Here is a 16,785-nt window from a genome sequence, read left to right as displayed (position 1 = left end):
CAGGCTTTTTGGATCAGATTATGCGTAAGAAAGAGATTCCATGAACCCGCCCATCCTCGAAAGCGACCCATCCGATCCGCGCCGCAAGACGCTGAACCCCGCCCTGAAATTCGCTCTCGAACTCGGACCGGGCCTGGTGTTCTTTTTCACGACCATTCGCGGTGAGTGGCTCGCCCAGAAATTTCCCATCCTGACGCATCTGGGCGAACCGCTGCTGATCGCCACCGCCTTCTTCATGGTGGCCACGGCGCTGTCGCTTGCTGTTTCGTGGCTGGTGATGCGCAGCTTGCCGATCATGCCGCTGGTGTCGGGCATCATCGTTTTCGCATTTGGGGCCTTGGCGCTGTGGCTGCAGGACAAGACCTTTGCCTACATGAAGCCGACGATCATCAATTCCCTGTTCGGCCTGACGCTGCTCGGCGGACTGGCCTTCGGCAGATCGCTGCTCGGTTATGTCTTTGATTCGGCTTTCAGCCTCGACGCCGAGGGCTGGCGCAAGCTCACCTTCCGCTGGGGACTGTTCTTTCTTTTCCTGGCTGCGCTGAACGAAGTGATGTGGCGCAATTTTTCGGAGGAAACCTGGCTCTATTTCAAGGTCTGGGGCACGATTCCCATCACTTTCGTCTTCACTTTCAGCCAGATGCCGCTGATCCTGCGCCATTCGCTCGAGGAAAAGGCGCCGAAGGAAGAGAAGGCCGGCAAATAGGGAGAGGGCCATGGAATTCGTCACCACGCGCGACGAGCTGAGGACGATCTACAAGACGCCACGCCCGACCGACGGCTCGATCCGCAAGGAATTGAAGGCGCTCGACGGCCATTGCCGTTCCTTCATCGGCAAGAGCCCGTTCGTGCTGATCGGCTCGTCCGACGGCGCCGGCAACGCCGACGTGACGCCGAAGGGCGACAGGCCGGGCTTCGCCGCCGTGCTCGACGACCAGACCATCGCCATCCCCGACCGGCCCGGCAACAACCGGCTCGACACGCTGGAGAACATCCTGCTCAACCCGTCGGTCGGGCTGCTCTTCCTCATCCCCGGCATGAACGAGACGCTGCGCGTCAACGGCGATGCCCGCATCACCATCGACGCAACCCTGCGCGATCGCCTGGCCGTCGACGGCAAGGAACCGCAAAGCGTCGTCGTGGTCACCGTCAAGGCCGCCTACATGCATTGCGCCAAGGCCTTCATGCGCTCCGATCTGTGGAAGCCGGAAACCTGGTACGACCGCTCGACGCTGCCGACGCTCGGCCAGATCCTGCGCGACCAGCTGGCATTGGCAGAGACCGCAGGCAGCATCGACCGCGAACTGGACCAGGATTACCGCAAGACCTTGTGGTAGTTTTTCACGTCACGATTCGCTCGTATCCGGCCGCTCTCCCTTGATCGAAATCCTTGCCATCTCCGGCAGCCTGCGGGCGGCCTCCACCAATTCGGCGCTGGTCGCCGCGCTGGCGCGCAACGCACCGCCCGGCTGCCGCGTCACTGTCTATGATGCGCTTGGCCGGCTGCCGATCTTCAATCCGGACGAGGAGGGCGAGCGCACGCCTGCGGAAGCCGCGCGCCTGATCGAGGCCGTCACCCGGGCCGACGGCGTCATCGTCTCCTGTCCGGAATATGCCCATGGCGTTCCTGGCGGGCTGAAGAACGGGCTCGACTGGATGGTGTCGAGAGACGCGGCCGTCGACAAGCCGGCCATGCTGGTGCACGCCTCGCCACGTTCGCTGTTTGCCCGCGCCGCCTTGGCCGAGATCATGCGGACGATGTCGTTCGCGCTTTATGACGGCGGGGCGCTCGAGATTGCGCTGCTGGGCAAGAAGCCGCCCGAGACCGACACCATCCTGGCGGAGCCGACAAATGTGCTGGCGATGCACAATGCGCTTTCAGCCTTCGCGGATTTCATCGCGGGCCGCTGAGCACAACCTTCGCCACCAAGCCTTCGAACTACTTCTTGCTCCGCAGCGTCTCGACATCGGTCTTGCCGACATACCAGTCGCGCGCGTTGACCTCCTCGAAGACCACCCAGACATCGTCATTGCCCAGTCCGGTGGCCTCCATGATGGCTGCGGTGACTTTTTTGGCTATGTCCGCCTTCTTGCCGGCGGGGTCGGCCGCAATCACTTCCTTGACGAGGCGGATGTTGACGAATGGCATGATTTTCTCCCCTTCGATCCTGTTGACGGCAGCTCAGCACGTTTTGGCGCCGTTGACCATGAGCCGGACCATGTAGAGCGAAGTGGTGCCGGCGATGTAGAGACAGTTCAGCTTGTTGCCGCCGAACACGCAATTGGCGGTGACCTCCGGTACCTTGACCTTGCCGATCAGCGTCCCGTCCGGATCGTAGCAGTGGATGCCGTCGGCAGCGCTCGTCCAGATGCGGCCGCCCTCATCGAGCCTGAAGCCGTCGAACAGGCCGGCCGTGCAGTCGGCGAAGACTTTTTCGCCGGAAACCTTCTTGCCGCCCTTGCCGACATTGAACACGCGGATATGAGCAGGATCTTGCGCGCCATGCGTGCGGCCGGTGTCGGCGACATAGAGCTTGCTCTCGTCGAGCGAGAAGGCGAGGCCATTGGGCCTGACCATGTCGGTGATGACGGCCTCGACCTCACCCGTGCCGGGATCGACCCGATAGACATGGCAGGCGCCGATCTCGCTCTCCGCCTTGTCGCCCTCATAGTCATTGTCGATGCCGTAGCTCGGATCGGTGAACCAGATCGATCCATCCGACTTGACCACCGCGTCGTTGGGCGAATTCAGCCGCTTGCCACGCCATTTCGCGGCAATGGTGGTGATCGAGCCGTCATGCTCGGTGCGGCTGACGCGCCGGCCCGAATGCTCGCAGGTGACCAGCCGGCCCTGCCGGTCGACGGTGTTGCCATTGGAATTGCCGGATGGCTGACGGAACACGCTGACATGGCCGTCGGTCTCGTCGAAGCGCAGCATGCGGTTGTTCGGGATGTCCGACCAGACCACATAGCGGCCGGCGGCGAACCAGGCTGGCCCTTCCGCCCATTGGCAGCCGGTGAAGAGCTTGTTCACATGCGCATTCGTGCCGACCAGGCGCGCGAAACGCGGATCGAGAATTTCGTAATCTTCGGCGGCCATGGCTTCCCTCCCAGGTCATTCAACGCGGCACCGTCACCGATCAAGCCAGCCGGCGATCAATAAGGCAAGATCGATCATCAAATCGTCCGCAACCTCCCGCGGACGTGATGAGGTGCGAATGCCGCGTTAAGGGGCGGGTAACCCGGGTTAAGGGCGCTTAACCCCGGTTAAGGGCCCTTAACCGGCTATGCGCTGAGTGCAATGGTGCATTGCAACATCTTCTTTTTGCAACGCACCACTACTATGTCATGCTTCGTATCGATCAAGGGAGGAATAACCGCCGCGAGAATGCGGCGCCAAAAGGAACCTTGCTATGATCCTCGACAGCCTCATGACCCGCGCTCGTGCCAGCATTGCCAAGCGCAAGCACTACAACCGCCTCGTCGCCGAAATCGACAGCTTTTCCAGCCGCGACCTGGCCGACATGCGCGCCGACCGCTCGGAAATGCTCTACCAGGTCCACAAGCAGATCTACGGCTGACCTCAAGTCCGCGCCGCCCAGGCGTGTTGAGATTCAGGTCAGGCCGAGTCGAGAAGGCTGGGTTCCGAGACCCGGAGCGGAGCGTACTTTCGGGTACGTGAGCACAGTTCTACTGCGACGCAGTAGAACGGGGAAGCGCGGGGAAGCCGCCGTTCGCAGGCCGGCTGAATATCAATGCGCCGCCAGCGCCTTGTCGATCTGCGGCAGCAGCAGCGTCTGCACCGTCTCGGGCGTCAGCGGGCCGACATGCTTGTAGGCGATCTTGCCGTCCTTGCCGATGACGAAGGTTTCCGGCACGCCGTAGACACCCCAGTCGATCGCCGTTCCTCCAGCCTCGTCGACACCGATCGCCTGGAACGGGTTGCCGAGATCGCCGAGGAACCGGCGGGCGTTCTCCGGCTGGTCCTTGTAGTTCAGCGCCGCCATGACGAAGCGCTTGTCCTGCGCCAGCGCCAGCAGCACCGGATGTTCCTCCCGGCACGGCGCGCACCATGACGCGAAGACGTTGACCAGCGTGACCTTGCCGGCGAACAGCTTCGAATCGAGGCCAGGCAGGTTGCTGCCCTTGAGTGCCGGCAGGTTTGTCTGCGGCGCCGGTTGGCCGATCAGCGCCGATGGCACCTCCGAAACGTCGCGCCCCGACAAAAGCTGGGACAGGAACAACCCCGCCAGCCCGAGAAAGATCAAAAGCGGCAAAAGCACGAACAGGCGGCGACGGGGCGGCGCTGGCGTTTCGGTTTCCATGCTCATGACTTGACGGCCTTGTCGGAGCGGCGCCGCACGCCGGACGCTTCCAGTTCGGCGAGTTCGCGCTTGCGGGCCCGCTGGTCGATCAGGATCCAGCCGATCAGTCCGGCCAGCGCCACGGCGGTGATCGCGTAGGCAGCGGTGACGTAGAGTGCATGCGCGCTCATGCCTGCCGCTCCCTCGACGACATCCTTCTCTCCAACCGGATCCTTCCGCCACGCTCGATCATGCTTTTCCTTAACGGCGCGCCGGCGGCTTCGCAATCGGCTGCCGCGCCGCAGCCTCCGAACATAGGCGGTCGCCGCGCCACGGCCTTTGATGTCACGCAAACCCCGACCGACGTCACTCAATCCGTTCCATGGCGCAGCGCCAGCGCCGCCGAGACCGGGCCCAGCACGGCAAGAAACAGGGTCAGCGCGGCAAGAATGAGGAAGGGCTGCAGAAACGGAGCGGGATTGGCCGTCGCGCCGTAGCTCGCCGAAACGCCGAAGATCAGCACCGGGATGGTCAGCGGCAGCACCAGCACCGAGATCAGCAGCCCGCCACGCGGCAGCGCCACCGCCACCGCCGCACCAGCCGCCCCGATGAAGGTGATCGCCGGCGTGCCGACCAGCAGCGTCAGCGCCGTGGCGCCTATTGCCGCCGGCTCCATGTTCATGAACAGGCCGAGCAAGGGAGCGGCAATGACCAGCGGCAGCACGCTGCCCGCCCAATGCGCCAGGCATTTCGTCAGCACGGTCAAGGCCAGCATGTGGCGGTCGTTGCCGAGCACCAGCAGATCGAGCGAGCCGTCCTCACGGTCGGCCTGGAACAGCCGGTCGAGGCCAAGCAGGCAAGACAGCAGCGCGCCGATCCACAGGATCGCCGGGCCGATGCGGGCGAGCAGCTTCAGGTCCGGCCCAACCCCGAACGGGATGGTGGCAATGACGGCAAGGAAGAAGATCACGCCGGTCAAGGCGCCGCCGCCGGCACGGATATTGAGTCGGATGTCACGGAGGAAGAGCGCTAGCACTCCACCCTCCCCCTTGTGGGGAGGGTCGGCGCGCAGCGCCGGGGTGGGGGAGCAGCGGTAGTCATTCGAGACCCCCACCCCGCTCCGCTTCGCGGATCGACCCTCCCCACAAGGGGGAGGGTAAGCCCATCCTTAGTTCTTCCGCCTTGTCCAAACCCAACGGCAGATGCGTTGCGGCAATGATCATCCCACCCTCTTCACAATGCCTCGTCATCAGCGCGGCGAAGCGCCCCTCCGAAGCCTTGTCCAGCCCCGCCGTCGGTTCGTCGAGCAGCCACAGCGGCCGATGGCTGACCAGCAGTTTCGCGATCGCCGCGCGCCGCCTCTGCCCGGTCGAGAGATAGCCGAATGGCAGATGGCCGATGCTGCCCAGGCCGACGGTTTCCAGCGCCGCTTCGACGCCAATATGTCCGTCGCCATTGAAATCGCGCCAGAAGCGCAGGTTTTCCGTCACGCTGAGCGCCGTCTTCATCGCGTTGTGGTGGCCAAGATAATGACAGGCCGAAGCGATCGACGGAAACGCCTCGCCACCATCTTCGATCCGCACGCTGCCTTCCGCCACCGGAAGCAGCCCGGCGATAACCCGCAGCAAGGTCGATTTGCCTGATCCGTTCGGACCGGTGACGACCAGTGCCTGACCGTCCCGCAGGGCAAAGCCGATGCCGGAAAACACCGTGTCGCCGCCGCGTTCGCCGCCCAGATTTTCGGCGATAAGCCGCATCCCTCACTCGTCCCCAAAAACAATGTGTCGCGGCTGCTATCGCATCGCACAAAATAGCCTTTGGACTGTCTAGAACTATTCCAGAAAATTCTCTATATGCGGTGCATCCGTGCCAGCGGTCGGCACGGGATCAGAATTAGCGCCGAACCAGCGCACGCGCCGGCTTGAACGGCTCGGGTTGCTTGGGAGCGGACAGCGGAAATGGCCGTACCCGCACCTTTGCGCGTGATTGCATGCCATCGGCGTCCGTTCCCTTTCAGGCTGAACAGACAAGGACGGATCGCACGTGTCAAAATCCCTCGACAGTTTCAATTGCCGCCGCACGCTGACCGCAAGCGGCACCGAGTATGTCTATTTCGACCTCATCGAGGCCGAAAAGAACGGCCTTACCGGCATCGCCCAGCTGCCCTATTCGATGAAGGTGCTGCTGGAGAACCTGCTGCGCAACGAGGACGGCCGCTCCGTCACCAAGGAGAGCATCCAGGCGGTCGCCGGCTGGCTGACGGACAAGGGCACCGCCGGCGTCGAGATCGCCTATCGCCCGGCCCGCGTGCTGATGCAGGATTTCACCGGCGTTCCGGCCGTGGTCGATCTCGCCGCCATGCGTGACGCCATGGCCTCGCTCGGCGGCGACCCGCAGAAGATCAACCCGCTGGTGCCGGTCGACCTCGTCATCGACCACTCCGTCATCGTCGATGAATTCGGCACGCCGATGGCCTTCGCCCGCAATGTCGAGCTTGAATATGAGCGCAACGAGGAGCGCTACAAGTTCCTGAAATGGGGCCAGCAGGCCTTCCGCAACTTCCGCGTCGTGCCGCCAGGCACCGGCATCTGCCACCAGGTCAACCTCGAATATCTCGGCCAGGTCGTCTGGACCAACACCGAGGACGGCGAAACCACCGCCTATCCCGATACCTGCGTCGGCACCGATTCGCACACCACGATGATCAACGGCCTTGGCGTGCTCGGCTGGGGTGTCGGCGGCATCGAGGCCGAGGCGGCCATGCTCGGCCAGCCCGTCTCCATGCTTTTGCCCGAGGTCATCGGCTTCCGCCTCACCGGCAAGCTCAAGGAAGGCGTCACCGCCACCGACCTCGTGCTCACCGTCACCCAGATGCTGCGCAAGAAGGGCGTCGTCGGCAAGTTCGTCGAGTTCTTTGGCCCAGGCCTCTCCAACATGACGCTGGCCGACCGCGCCACCATCGGCAACATGGCGCCGGAATATGGCGCCACCTGCGGCTTTTTCCCGGTCGACAGCGAAACCATCCGTTACCTCACAATGTCCGGCCGTAGCGAGGACCGCATCGCGCTGGTCGAGGCCTATTCCAAGGCGCAAGGCCTGTGGCGCGACACCGGCTCGGCCGACCCGGTCTTCACCGACCTGCTCGAACTCGAGCTTGGCAGCGTCGTGCCGTCGATGGCTGGCCCCAAGCGTCCCGAAGGCCGTGTCGCGCTGGAAGGCATTCCGGCCGGCTTCGCCAAGGCGATGGAGACCGAATACAAGAAGGCCGCCGAAATCTCCAAGCGCTACGCCGTCGAAGGCACGGACCATGACCTCGGCCATGGCGACGTCGTCATCGCCGCCATCACCTCCTGCACCAACACCTCGAACCCGAGCGTGCTGATCGGCGCTGGCCTCTTGGCGCGCAACGCCAACCGGCTCGGCCTCAAGCAGAAGCCGTGGGTGAAGACCTCGCTGGCGCCGGGCAGCCAGGTGGTCGCTGAATATCTGGAGAAATCCGGCCTGCAGAAGGAGCTCGACCAGATCGGCTTCAACCTGGTCGGCTTCGGCTGCACCACCTGCATCGGCAATTCCGGCCCGCTGCCGGCTCCGATCTCGAAAACCATCAACGACAAAGGCTTGATTGCTGCCGCGGTCTTGTCCGGCAACCGCAATTTCGAAGGCCGCGTCTCGCCCGACGTGCAGGCGAACTATCTCGCCTCGCCGCCGCTGGTCGTCGCCCACGCGCTGGCTGGAACCGTCACCAGGGACCTCACCACCGAGCCGCTCGGCGAGGACAAGAACGGCAATCCGGTCTACCTCAAGGATATCTGGCCGAGCTCGGCCGAGATCCAGGAGTTCATCGAGAAGAACGTCACCCGCGAGCTGTTCGCCCGCAAATACGCCGACGTCTTCAAGGGTGACGAGCACTGGCAGAAGGTCCAGGCGCCGGAAGGCCAGACCTATGCCTGGGACGACAACTCGACCTATGTGCAGAACCCGCCCTATTTCGCCGGCATGACCGCTGGGTTCGGCAAGATCGGCGACATCAAGGGCGCCCGCGTGCTCGGCTTGTTCGGCGACAAGATCACCACCGACCACATCTCGCCGGCGGGCTCGATCAAGGCGGCCTCACCGGCCGGCAAGTACCTCACCGATCATGGCGTCGGCGTCGCCGACTTCAACCAGTACGGCACGCGGCGCGGCAATCACGAGGTGATGATGCGCGGCACCTTCGCCAACATCCGCATCCGCAACCACATGCTGGGCGAGAACGGCAGGGAGGGCGGCTACACCATCCACTACCCATCGAAGGAAGAGGAATCGATCTACGACGCGGCGATGGAGTACAAGAAGGAAGGCGTGCCGCTGGTCATCTTCGCCGGCGTCGAATACGGCAATGGCTCGTCGCGCGACTGGGCGGCCAAGGGCACGAATCTACTTGGTGTCCGCGCGGTCATCGCCCAGTCCTTCGAGCGCATCCATCGCTCGAACCTGGTCGGCATGGGTGTCATTCCCTTCGTCTTCGAGGACGGCACCTCGTGGGCCTCGCTCAACCTGAAAGGCGACGAGCTGGTCGAGATCGACGGACTGAGCGCCATCAAGCCGCGCCAGACGATGACTGCCAGGATCACCTATGGCGACGGCACGGTGAAGAATGTGCCGATCATCTGCCGCATCGATACGCTGGACGAGCTCGACTACTTCAAGAACGGCGGCATCCTGCAATACGTCCTGCGCGATCTTGCTGCGTAGCAGCAAGGGAATAGGGCTTGGGCAGTAGGGAATAGGACGCCTACTGCCTACTGCCTACTGCCTGCTTTCGGCACTCCAAACCGCGCCACCGCCGCCAGAAGCACGCCGAGCATCAGCCCGTTGAGGATGTGCCACAGGAAATGCGTGCCGAGCGGAAAGCTGGCGCAGACCAGCGGATCGATCATCCGGCAGATGACCGAGACGACGAAGATCGCCGATCCCGCCAGATTGTACCAGCCGGCGCGATTGCCGCCCGCCGCCACCAGGATGCCGAAGAAGGCGAGCGCGAGGAACGGCGGCAGATAGCCGGTCGTGCCGTTCGATGCCTGGCGCAGCCAATCCGGCACGGCCAGCGTCACCAGCCCGGCAACCGCGTAGAAGGCAACGAAGACGGCAATGGCCTTGCCCCATTTCATGCCGAGGAAGCGGCGCAGGTTGAACAGCGTGTAGGCCAGCGTGAAGCCGGCGATCGGCAGCACGTCGGCCCAGATGGTGCCCTTGGTGGCAAAGGTGTGGAATATCGTCGAGCCGATGCCGATCGCCACCACCCACCAGGCCAGCAGCTCGGCAAAGGTGCCGGTCCCCAGCCTTCGCACCTCGCGCACGCCCCACAGGCCGGCGGCGATGAAAGCGAGATTTGTCAGGGCATTGACCGGCTCGGCCCAGAGTCCCGGTCCGGTTCTCTCGCAGTAGAGATCGACCGGCGCCAAAAGTGTTTGCCACATCGTGATTGCCGCCCGAATCGGTTTCCACCCTGAAGTGCAGGCCTTGGTCCTATTGTGCCGTTGCGGTCGGTTGCAATGGCAAAATTTCACCGCAACGTGACTTCCTGTTGACTTCCGGTTCTGCCACATATTTCAGCAATCACAATAAAGCCGGCACCACCGGCGGGAATCGGAATGGCCATGGCCTCGCGAAAATCATTGTGGCTGGCAGCCTTTGCGCTGGCCTTTTCGGCGTTTGCCGGCACCGGACAGGCTGGCGAGCTCGACAAGCCCCAGTCCGACAGAGGTTCGACCGACAAACCCCTGGGCGTGGTCGAGCTGTTCACCAGCCAGGGCTGCAATTCCTGTCCGCCGGCCGATGCGTTGTTTGCCGAACTTGCCGCCAAGGAAGACATCGTCGCGCTCGCCTATCACGTCGACTACTGGGATTATCTTGGCTGGCAGGACACGCTGAGCCGCAAGGAGAACACCGAGCGGCAATATGACTACATGCGCGCCTTCGGCAGCCGCTCCGTCTACACGCCGCAGGCCGTCATCAACGGCCGCGTCCATGTCAACGGCGCCAGCCGCGGCGAGGTCGATGGCGCGCTCGCCCGTCTGGCGAAGACCGGCGAAGGCATGCGCGTCGCCATCAAGGTCAGCCGAACCAGCGACCGCGTGATGATCGACGCCGGCGATGCCGGCGCCGGGCCCAGCGATGCCCATGTCGTCATCGTCTATTTCGACCCGCCGCAGACGATCAAGATCGGCCAGGGTGAGAACACCGGCCGCAAGATGACCTACTGGAACGCTGTTACGGGTATCCAGACCGCTGGCATGTGGCACGGCAAGGCGCAGCGCTACGAATTGCCGATGAGCGAGATTTCCAAGAAGGGCGGCTGCGCCGTGCTGTTGCAGTCGGTCGGCAAGGATGGCCTGCCCGGTCCCATTCTGGGCGCCGCCTTCATCCACAAGCCTTAGGCACCCTTCAGATCCTGGTTGAGCGCCGCTATCTCGCCGGTGACGGGACGATCGTCATTTCGTCGTCCTGAGGCAGAGCAGGAACGACGCCCGTCGCGGAAACTGATGCCAGGGCTTTCAAGCACAGATTGGCAAAAGCGGGGGTGAAGGCCAATCTCCTCCTTGTGCGGGAGATGTCGGGCAGGGGCGCGAAGGATCGCCTGCGTTAGCGGATGGAGCAATGAAGCTGCGCACCTGTCGAAGACGTTCAGCCTCGATCAACCAGACATGAAAAAACCGACGCCAGCTTGCTTCTGACGTCGGTTATTCAGGTTTTGGGATCGTCGCACCCGGTCTTTCCAAGGAAAAACCGAGGTTGGTTCGATCCGACGCTGACCCGTGGGCGGGGGGCTTGGGGTTTACGAGCCGGTGCCGGACCGAACCGTCTCAGGCAACGCCGGTAAATTCGTCGGACATTGGGGCATGAGCGCGGATAAAAAAAGGCGGAAATGTGGCGAAGCATCACCAATTCCAACACGGCGTTTCATAAAAGTGACTGGACGTTGCAGAAACGGCGCAGCGCGGGGCTCGCTTCGCCGGGTCTTGCAATTCCTTCGCGAACGCGCCAACTTTGTTTGGCAAAGATTCATTTTGAAGGATCGAGGCATGACCGATGACGGCGGCGGGACGGGGGATGGCGACGCATCCGCAATATTGATCCCGCTGCACGAGGCAAGACGCGAGCGCCTCGATCAGCCGGTGCGGTTCGACCGGCGTGAACTGGACCAGATCCTCAGGATCTACGGGCGCATGGTCGCCGCCAATGAATGGCGGGACTACGCCATCGACCACCTTACCGACCGCGCCGTGTTTTCCGTCTTCCGCCGCACCAGCGAAGTGCCGCTGTTCCAGATCGTCAAGGATCCGAAACTGGCCCGCAAGCAGGGCGCTTTTGCCGTCATTGCCGCTGGTGGCCGCATCCTCAAGCGCGGCCAGGAGCTTGGCCGCGTACTTGGGGTGTTCGACGGCAAGCTGAAACTGGTCGAGGCTTAAAGCAATCCCAGGAAAAGCGCGAAGCGGTTTTCCGTCCGAAATTGCGTAAAAAGATCAAGTAGTTATCTTTTTCTGGCGGAATTTCCGCTCCGGCAGCGAATCCGGATCAGGGGGCGCCGAGGCCCCGCCGTTCAACGACAGCTGCATGAAGACCGTGTCCAGCCAGCGCCCGTGCTTGTAGCCGGAACCTTCAAGGCGGCCCGAATGGCGAAAGCCAAGCTTTTCGTGCAGCCGCACCGAAGCGCTGTCCGGCCGTCCATCGCCGATCACCGCGACGATCTGGCGAAAGCCCGCCGCGCGGCATGCCTCGATCAGCTTCCGCATCAGCAACAGGCCAACCCCCTGGCCCTTGGCCTCGGGCGCGACATAGACGGAATCCTCGACGATGAAGCGGTAGGCCGGGCGCGGCCGGAACGCCCCGGCATAGGCATAGCCAAGCACGGCTCCGTCCTTCTCCGCCACCAGGTAGGGAAAGCCGCCGGCCACCAGACCGTCGAAGCGCGCGCCCATGTCGGATCGGATCGGCGGCTCCAACTCGTAGCTGGCGGTGCCGTGCGTCACCGCATCGGCGTAGATTTCCGTGATTCGGTCGAGGTCGGCCGCTGCCGCCGGCCGTATGGTGATGCTGCTCATTTCCTACGCACGTTGTTTCTCTGCCCGCAATAACAGCAAAGGCCGGCACAAAAGAAAAGGGCGGCCGTTGGGCCGCCCTTCCAAACTCGCTGGTCCAGTCCAGATAAAGCCTTAGCGGCGATCACCCATGAACTGCAGCAGGAACATGAACAGGTTGATGAAGTCGAGATAGAGCCTCAGGGCACCCATGATCGCCTTGCGGCCGGCGACATCCGAAGCGTCGCCATCGAAATACATCTCCTTGATCTTCTGCGTGTCATAGGCGGTGAGGCCCGAGAAGATCAGCACGCCGATCGCCGAAACGGCGAAGGACAGGGCCGATGACTGCAGGAAGATGTTGATCACCATCGCGATGATCAGGCCGAACACGCCCATGATCAGGAACGAACCCATCGCGGTCAGGTCGCGCTTGGTCGTGTAGCCGTAGAGCGACAGCGCGCCGAAGGCCGCGGCGGTGGCGAAGAAGGTCTGCGAAATGCTGGCCGTCGTGTAGACCAGGAAGATCGACGACAGCGACAGGCCGACGAGGCCGGCATAGACCCAGAACGTCGTCTGCGCCGCCGCAACGCTCATCGACTGGACACGGAACGACAGGAACATCACTGCGGCCAGCGGGGCGAAGATCACCACCCAGCGCAGCGGCGAGCCGAAGATCGCGTAGCCGAAGGAGGTCAGCATTTGGCCGCTGGGCAGCGTCGCGACGGCCGAGGCCGGATCGGTGGTGGTGGCCAGCATGATCGTGCCGATCGCGGCGAGGCCGGTGATGAGGAGGCCAAGCCCCATCAGATTGTAGACCTTGATCATGTAGGCGCGCAGGCCTTGATCGATATCAGCACCGACGCCGACGCCGGGCACGGCGCGCGTCTGGTAGTTGCGAATGGGATCAGCCATGGTAGTCCTCTATTGCTTCTGCCCCGTCCGGTGTCAGGTCCGCCCGGACCCAGGCGCCGCTGGCAGGGCTCCAGCATGCCTGTGGCGAAATATGATGGTTATTCGCGTCAAGAACAAGACCGTAACGGGGTGTAATGCTTCGTGAGGCGCGCATGGCCCGGTTTTTCGGCCTTTGAAGGGAGAACATTACGCCGATTTAACCAAATGCCGGCCGCCAGCACGTGCGACTCACGCGAAACTCAGAGGTTGCGCAGCACCGGCGCGGCCTTGTGGCCAAGCACCCGCCAGGTGCCGGCGAGACCGATGCCAACCGTGATGGCGAGCGAAAAGACGATCGTCGCCACCGCTACTTCGGGCATGAAATGCGACGGCAATGTCATGATGCGCGCGACGACGAACCAGGCAGCGGCACTGCCGGCGGCCAAGGCGAAGATCGCGGTGGCGAGCCCGATCAGCATGTATTCGAGCGAGAAGGCGGCGATCAGCGTCGTGCGCGTCGCGCCCAGTGTCTTCAGCACCACCGCATCGTGGATGCGCGCCCGGTTGCCGGCGGCAAGCGCGCCGGCCAGCACCAGCACCGAAGCGATCAGCGCCACGCCGGCCGCGGCCCGGATCGCCGTGCCCAGTTGCCCGACCAGCCGGTTGACGACATCGAGCGCGTCCTTGACCCGGACCGTCGTCACCGCCGGGAAGGCGCGGGTGACGGCATTGAGGATGCGGGCGTCATCGGCCGTCGAGGCATTCTTTTCGGTCAGCGTCGCCATCCAGCCATGCGGGGCGCCGGCGAATGTGTTGGGCGAGAACACCATGACGAAATTGATGCCCATCGTCTCCCATTCGACCTGGCGGAAATTGGCGATCCTGGCCGTCACGTTGCGGCCGAGCACATTGACGGTGATGGTGTCGCCGAGCTTCAGCCCGATCTCTTTGCCTTCCACGGCCGAAAAAGAGACCAGCGGCTCGCCGGCATAATTGTCCGGCCACCAGCTGCCCTCGGTCAGCGTCGCGTTTTCCGGCAGTTTCGCGTCATAGGTCAGGCCGCGATCGCCTTTCAGCACCCAGGCGCCTTCCGCCGGAACCTTCACCTTGTCGACATCGACGCCGTTCAGCGCCATCACCCGGCCGCGCAGCATCGGCACCTTGGCGAGCGTTCCCCGTGGCGCCTCCTTGCCGATCAGCGCGGAGAACGAATCGACATCGCTGCTCTGGATATCGACGAAGAAGAAGTTCGGCGCCCGCTCCGGCAGGCTGCCGGAGATCTGCCGCCGCAGATTGCCGTCGATCAGCGCCAGCGTCACCAGCAGCGTCAGCCCGAGCCCCAGCGACAGCACGACCGATGGGGTCAGCGCACCGGGCCGGTGGATGTTGCCTACGGCGAGCCGCAGCGCCACGAAGCGCACACGCGGGCTCTTCCGCGCCGCCCATTGCACCAGCGCGCCGACGAAGCGCAGCACCAGGAAGGCGAAGATGGTGGCGCCGACGAAGATCGAGGCGATGCGGCGGTCGCTGGAAAACAGGATGGCCAGCGCCGCCAGCAACAGCGCGATGCCGACGGCTGAGGCAATATAGACAGGGCGCGGAAAGCCCCGCCCTTCCAGCCCCATCTCGCGGAACAGAGCGGTGGCCGGCACGTCGCGGGCGCGGCCGAGCGGCAGAAGCGCGAAGGCCAGCGTCACCAGCAGGCCGAACAGCGCCGCCATGCCGAGCGCGCCGGGATAGAAGCCGCCTTCCGCCGGCACCGGGATGACGGATTTGAGCGCGGCACTGGCGGCGAACGGCATCAGCGCGCCCAGCAGCAGGCCAAGCAGAATGCCCAAAGCGGCGATGATCAGGATCTGCACCAGATAGACGGCAAAGACGAAGCCGCCGGAAGCGCCCAGGCTCTTGAAGGTGGCAATGACGCCGCGCTTGCCGTCGAGATAGGCGCGCACCGCGTTGGCGACGCCGACACCGCCCACCACCAGCGCCGTAAGCCCGACCAGCGTCAGGAATTGCGAGAAGCGTTCGATGTTGGACGACAGCGCCGGGGCGGCATTGCTGCGCGTGCGGATCGACCAGCCGGCCTCGGGAAAATCCTTGGCCGCCTGATCCTGGATGGCCTTGAGCCGCGCCTCGTCGGCGCCGGCCGGCAGCCGGATCTTGTAGGCATTTTCGACCAGGCTGCCCGGCTGGATCAACCCGGTGGCCGCCAGTCCCTGACTCGAGATCAACAGCCGCGGCGCGAAGCCGAAACCGTCGGACACGGCGTCCGGCTCGGTGACCAGCCTGACGCGCAGCTCGAAGGTGGCGGTGCCGAGCTTCAGCCGGTCGCCGAGCTTGAGATGCAGCCTTTCGAACAGCAGATCCGGTGCCGCGGCGCCGAAAACGCCAAACTCTTCGCCAAACAGTTCCCGCTTCGACAGCGCCGGCTCGGTTTCCAGCGCGCCATAGAGCGGATAGGCGTCGTCCACCGCCTTGGCCTCGACCAGCGCCTGGTCGGATCCGTCGGCGAGACGCGCCATCGAGCGCATGCTGATGGTACGCGAAATCGCGCCCAGGCCGTTGAGGAAGCCGCGTTCGGCCTCGCTGGCATCGCGCTGGTTGATCTGGAAGCGAAGATCGCCGCCAAGCAGCGTCTGGCCCTGATTGGCGACGCCGGCGGTGATGGCGCGCGCCACCGAATTGACGCCGCCGATCGCCGCGACGCCGAGCGCGATGCAGGCGAGGAAGATGAGGAAGCCGGACAGGCCGCCGCGCATTTCGCGCAGCGAGAAGCGGATCGCGAGCTTCAACGTCTGCGCCAGCGGCATCAGGCGGTGACCTTGACGGGCGCCGGCGCCTCGATCCGGCCGGAGCGCATCGAAACCTGGCGCGAGCAGCGCGCCGCGAGTGCGGGGTCATGGGTGACCAGCACCAGCGTCATGCCACGCTCGGCCGCCTTGGCGAACAGGAGGTCGGCGACCTGCCGCCCCGTTGCCTGGTCGAGATTGCCGGTCGGCTCGTCGGCGATCAGGATACGCGGCGACGGCGCCAGCGCCCGGGCGATCGCCACGCGCTGCTGCTCGCCGCCCGACAGTTCGCCCGGATAATGGGTGACGCGGTCGCTCAGGCCGACCGCCGCCAGTTCGCGCGCCGCCACCGAAAACGGATCGGCATGGCCGGCCAGTTCCAGCGGCACCGCGACATTTTCGAGTGCCGTCATGTTGGGAATGAGGTGGAACGACTGGAACACGATGCCAATGTTTCGGCCGCGAAACGAAGCAATCCGGTCCTCGCTTTTGCCGTTGAGCAGCTCGCCGGCGATTCGTACCGTACCCGAATCGACCCTTTCCAGGCCGGCCAGGACCATCAGCAAGGTCGACTTGCCGGAGCCCGATGGACCGACGATGCCGGTCGCCTCGCCGCGCGCCACCTCAAGGCTGACGCCTTTCAGCACATGGACCGACGACGCCCCTTCGCCAAGCGTCAGAGACACGTCTTTCAGCTCGATGACGGCTTCTGTCAAAATGAAAGCGTCCTATATGGGA

18 protein-coding genes are annotated in these 16,785 nt (G+C 64.0%); 7 read left to right on the top strand and 11 right to left on the bottom strand.

Annotated elements, in window-relative coordinates; all coding sequences use genetic code 11:
* The first annotated feature begins 40 nt into the window (after window positions 1-40).
* The 3 genes from OOJ09_RS07935 to OOJ09_RS07925 are packed head-to-tail and all read left to right on the top strand — an operon-like array spanning window position 41 to window position 1,911.
* The gene (locus OOJ09_RS07935) at window positions 41-706 is read left to right on the top strand and encodes a septation protein A (protein ID WP_269904652.1); all 666 of its coding nucleotides are present in this window, start codon (window positions 41-43) and stop codon (window positions 704-706) included.
* A gap of 10 nt (window positions 707-716) precedes the next feature.
* Window positions 717-1,337, top strand: coding sequence for a pyridoxamine 5'-phosphate oxidase family protein (locus OOJ09_RS07930; protein WP_269904651.1), 621 nt, complete (start codon window positions 717-719; stop codon window positions 1,335-1,337).
* Between the two features lie 40 nt (window positions 1,338-1,377).
* Window positions 1,378-1,911 (top strand): NADPH-dependent FMN reductase, encoded by a 534-nt coding sequence (locus OOJ09_RS07925; RefSeq protein WP_269904650.1) that lies wholly within the window; start codon window positions 1,378-1,380, stop codon window positions 1,909-1,911.
* A 28-nt stretch (window positions 1,912-1,939) separates the two neighbouring features.
* Here the strand turns inward: OOJ09_RS07925 and OOJ09_RS07920 are convergent, their stop codons facing one another.
* Together OOJ09_RS07920 and OOJ09_RS07915 are read right to left on the bottom strand one after the other, a co-directional pair.
* Window positions 1,940-2,149: a tautomerase family protein gene (locus OOJ09_RS07920; protein WP_091575998.1), complete on the bottom strand. Its 210-nt coding sequence runs from the start codon at window positions 2,147-2,149 to the stop codon at window positions 1,940-1,942.
* 33 nt (window positions 2,150-2,182) lie between these two features.
* The gene (locus OOJ09_RS07915) at window positions 2,183-3,100 is read right to left on the bottom strand and encodes an SMP-30/gluconolactonase/LRE family protein (RefSeq protein WP_269904649.1); all 918 of its coding nucleotides are present in this window, start codon (window positions 3,098-3,100) and stop codon (window positions 2,183-2,185) included.
* 313 nt (window positions 3,101-3,413) lie between these two features.
* Here OOJ09_RS07915 and OOJ09_RS07910 point away from each other — a divergent pair, with 313 nt between their 5' ends.
* Window positions 3,414-3,581 (top strand): hypothetical protein, encoded by a 168-nt coding sequence (locus OOJ09_RS07910; RefSeq protein WP_140641097.1) that lies wholly within the window; start codon window positions 3,414-3,416, stop codon window positions 3,579-3,581.
* Window positions 3,582-3,752: 171 nt separating this feature from the next.
* Here OOJ09_RS07910 and OOJ09_RS07905 read toward each other — a convergent pair whose 3' ends face one another.
* From OOJ09_RS07905 to ccmA, 4 genes are all read right to left on the bottom strand, one after another.
* Window positions 3,753-4,331, bottom strand: a complete 579-nt coding sequence (locus OOJ09_RS07905) for a DsbE family thiol:disulfide interchange protein (protein WP_269904648.1) — start codon at window positions 4,329-4,331, stop codon at window positions 3,753-3,755.
* Window positions 4,328-4,495 (bottom strand): heme exporter protein CcmD, encoded by a 168-nt coding sequence (ccmD, locus tag OOJ09_RS07900; protein ID WP_269904647.1) that lies wholly within the window; start codon window positions 4,493-4,495, stop codon window positions 4,328-4,330. The genes OOJ09_RS07905 and ccmD overlap by 4 nt, the downstream gene beginning before the upstream one ends.
* Window positions 4,496-4,674: 179 nt before the next feature.
* Window positions 4,675-5,340 (bottom strand): heme exporter protein CcmB, encoded by a 666-nt coding sequence (gene ccmB / locus OOJ09_RS07895; protein WP_269904646.1) that lies wholly within the window; start codon window positions 5,338-5,340, stop codon window positions 4,675-4,677.
* 61 nt (window positions 5,341-5,401) lie between these two features.
* Window positions 5,402-6,061, bottom strand: coding sequence for a heme ABC exporter ATP-binding protein CcmA (ccmA, locus tag OOJ09_RS07890; RefSeq protein WP_269904645.1), 660 nt, complete (start codon window positions 6,059-6,061; stop codon window positions 5,402-5,404).
* A 286-nt stretch (window positions 6,062-6,347) separates the two neighbouring features.
* Between ccmA and acnA the strand changes: the two genes are divergently transcribed.
* Window positions 6,348-9,038, top strand: coding sequence for an aconitate hydratase AcnA (gene acnA, locus OOJ09_RS07885; protein ID WP_269904644.1), 2,691 nt, complete (start codon window positions 6,348-6,350; stop codon window positions 9,036-9,038).
* Between the two features lie 47 nt (window positions 9,039-9,085).
* Here the strand turns inward: acnA and OOJ09_RS07880 are convergent, their stop codons facing one another.
* Entirely contained in the window at window positions 9,086-9,763 is a 678-nt protein-coding gene (locus tag OOJ09_RS07880; RefSeq protein ID WP_269904643.1) for a ceramidase domain-containing protein, read from the bottom strand.
* A 174-nt stretch (window positions 9,764-9,937) separates the two neighbouring features.
* On the opposite strand from OOJ09_RS07880, the gene OOJ09_RS07875 reads away from it, so the two are divergent.
* Both OOJ09_RS07875 and OOJ09_RS07870 read left to right on the top strand, forming a co-directional pair.
* Entirely contained in the window at window positions 9,938-10,723 is a 786-nt protein-coding gene (locus OOJ09_RS07875; RefSeq protein WP_269904642.1) for a DUF1223 domain-containing protein, read from the top strand.
* A gap of 645 nt (window positions 10,724-11,368) precedes the next feature.
* Window positions 11,369-11,755, top strand: coding sequence for a DUF2794 domain-containing protein (locus OOJ09_RS07870; RefSeq protein WP_091576226.1), 387 nt, complete (start codon window positions 11,369-11,371; stop codon window positions 11,753-11,755).
* A 54-nt stretch (window positions 11,756-11,809) separates the two neighbouring features.
* Here OOJ09_RS07870 and OOJ09_RS07865 read toward each other — a convergent pair whose 3' ends face one another.
* From OOJ09_RS07865 to OOJ09_RS07850, 4 genes are all read right to left on the bottom strand, one after another.
* Window positions 11,810-12,388 (bottom strand): GNAT family N-acetyltransferase, encoded by a 579-nt coding sequence (locus OOJ09_RS07865; protein ID WP_269904641.1) that lies wholly within the window; start codon window positions 12,386-12,388, stop codon window positions 11,810-11,812.
* Between the two features lie 111 nt (window positions 12,389-12,499).
* Window positions 12,500-13,279, bottom strand: coding sequence for a Bax inhibitor-1/YccA family protein (locus OOJ09_RS07860; protein WP_269904640.1), 780 nt, complete (start codon window positions 13,277-13,279; stop codon window positions 12,500-12,502).
* Between the two features lie 239 nt (window positions 13,280-13,518).
* Window positions 13,519-16,068, bottom strand: a complete 2,550-nt coding sequence (locus tag OOJ09_RS07855; RefSeq protein WP_269904639.1) for an ABC transporter permease — start codon at window positions 16,066-16,068, stop codon at window positions 13,519-13,521.
* Window positions 16,068-16,763, bottom strand: coding sequence for an ABC transporter ATP-binding protein (locus OOJ09_RS07850; RefSeq protein ID WP_256752066.1), 696 nt, complete (start codon window positions 16,761-16,763; stop codon window positions 16,068-16,070). Before OOJ09_RS07850 ends, OOJ09_RS07855 begins: the two co-directional genes overlap by 1 nt.
* Window positions 16,764-16,785 lie beyond the last annotated feature (22 nt).

Source organism: Mesorhizobium qingshengii (assembly GCF_027563465.1).
Lineage (GTDB): Bacteria > Pseudomonadota > Alphaproteobacteria > Rhizobiales > Rhizobiaceae > Mesorhizobium > Mesorhizobium qingshengii_A.
Note: the sequence above shows the minus strand (reverse complement) of the source record. Positions and strands in the feature narration are given on the sequence as shown.

Excerpts from the sequence above, each read along its gene's own strand:
- OOJ09_RS07875 (WP_269904642.1), top strand. The coding sequence starts at position 9,938 with ATGGCCATGGCCTCGCGAAAATCATTGTGGCTGGCAGCCTTTGCGCTG.
- OOJ09_RS07865 (WP_269904641.1), bottom strand. The coding sequence starts at position 12,388 with ATGAGCAGCATCACCATACGGCCGGCGGCAGCGGCCGACCTCGACCGA.
- ccmD (WP_269904647.1), bottom strand. The coding sequence starts at position 4,495 with ATGAGCGCGCATGCACTCTACGTCACCGCTGCCTACGCGATCACCGCC.
- OOJ09_RS07870 (WP_091576226.1), top strand. The coding sequence starts at position 11,369 with ATGACCGATGACGGCGGCGGGACGGGGGATGGCGACGCATCCGCAATA.
- OOJ09_RS07905 (WP_269904648.1), bottom strand. The coding sequence starts at position 4,331 with ATGAGCATGGAAACCGAAACGCCAGCGCCGCCCCGTCGCCGCCTGTTC.
- OOJ09_RS07855 (WP_269904639.1), bottom strand. The coding sequence starts at position 16,068 with ATGCCGCTGGCGCAGACGTTGAAGCTCGCGATCCGCTTCTCGCTGCGC.
- OOJ09_RS07880 (WP_269904643.1), bottom strand. The coding sequence starts at position 9,763 with ATGTGGCAAACACTTTTGGCGCCGGTCGATCTCTACTGCGAGAGAACC.
- ccmA (WP_269904645.1), bottom strand. The coding sequence starts at position 6,061 with ATGCGGCTTATCGCCGAAAATCTGGGCGGCGAACGCGGCGGCGACACG.
- OOJ09_RS07930 (WP_269904651.1), top strand. The coding sequence starts at position 717 with ATGGAATTCGTCACCACGCGCGACGAGCTGAGGACGATCTACAAGACG.
- OOJ09_RS07935 (WP_269904652.1), top strand. The coding sequence starts at position 41 with ATGAACCCGCCCATCCTCGAAAGCGACCCATCCGATCCGCGCCGCAAG.
- OOJ09_RS07915 (WP_269904649.1), bottom strand. The coding sequence starts at position 3,100 with ATGGCCGCCGAAGATTACGAAATTCTCGATCCGCGTTTCGCGCGCCTG.
- OOJ09_RS07920 (WP_091575998.1), bottom strand. The coding sequence starts at position 2,149 with ATGCCATTCGTCAACATCCGCCTCGTCAAGGAAGTGATTGCGGCCGAC.
- OOJ09_RS07860 (WP_269904640.1), bottom strand. The coding sequence starts at position 13,279 with ATGGCTGATCCCATTCGCAACTACCAGACGCGCGCCGTGCCCGGCGTC.
- OOJ09_RS07910 (WP_140641097.1), top strand. The coding sequence starts at position 3,414 with ATGATCCTCGACAGCCTCATGACCCGCGCTCGTGCCAGCATTGCCAAG.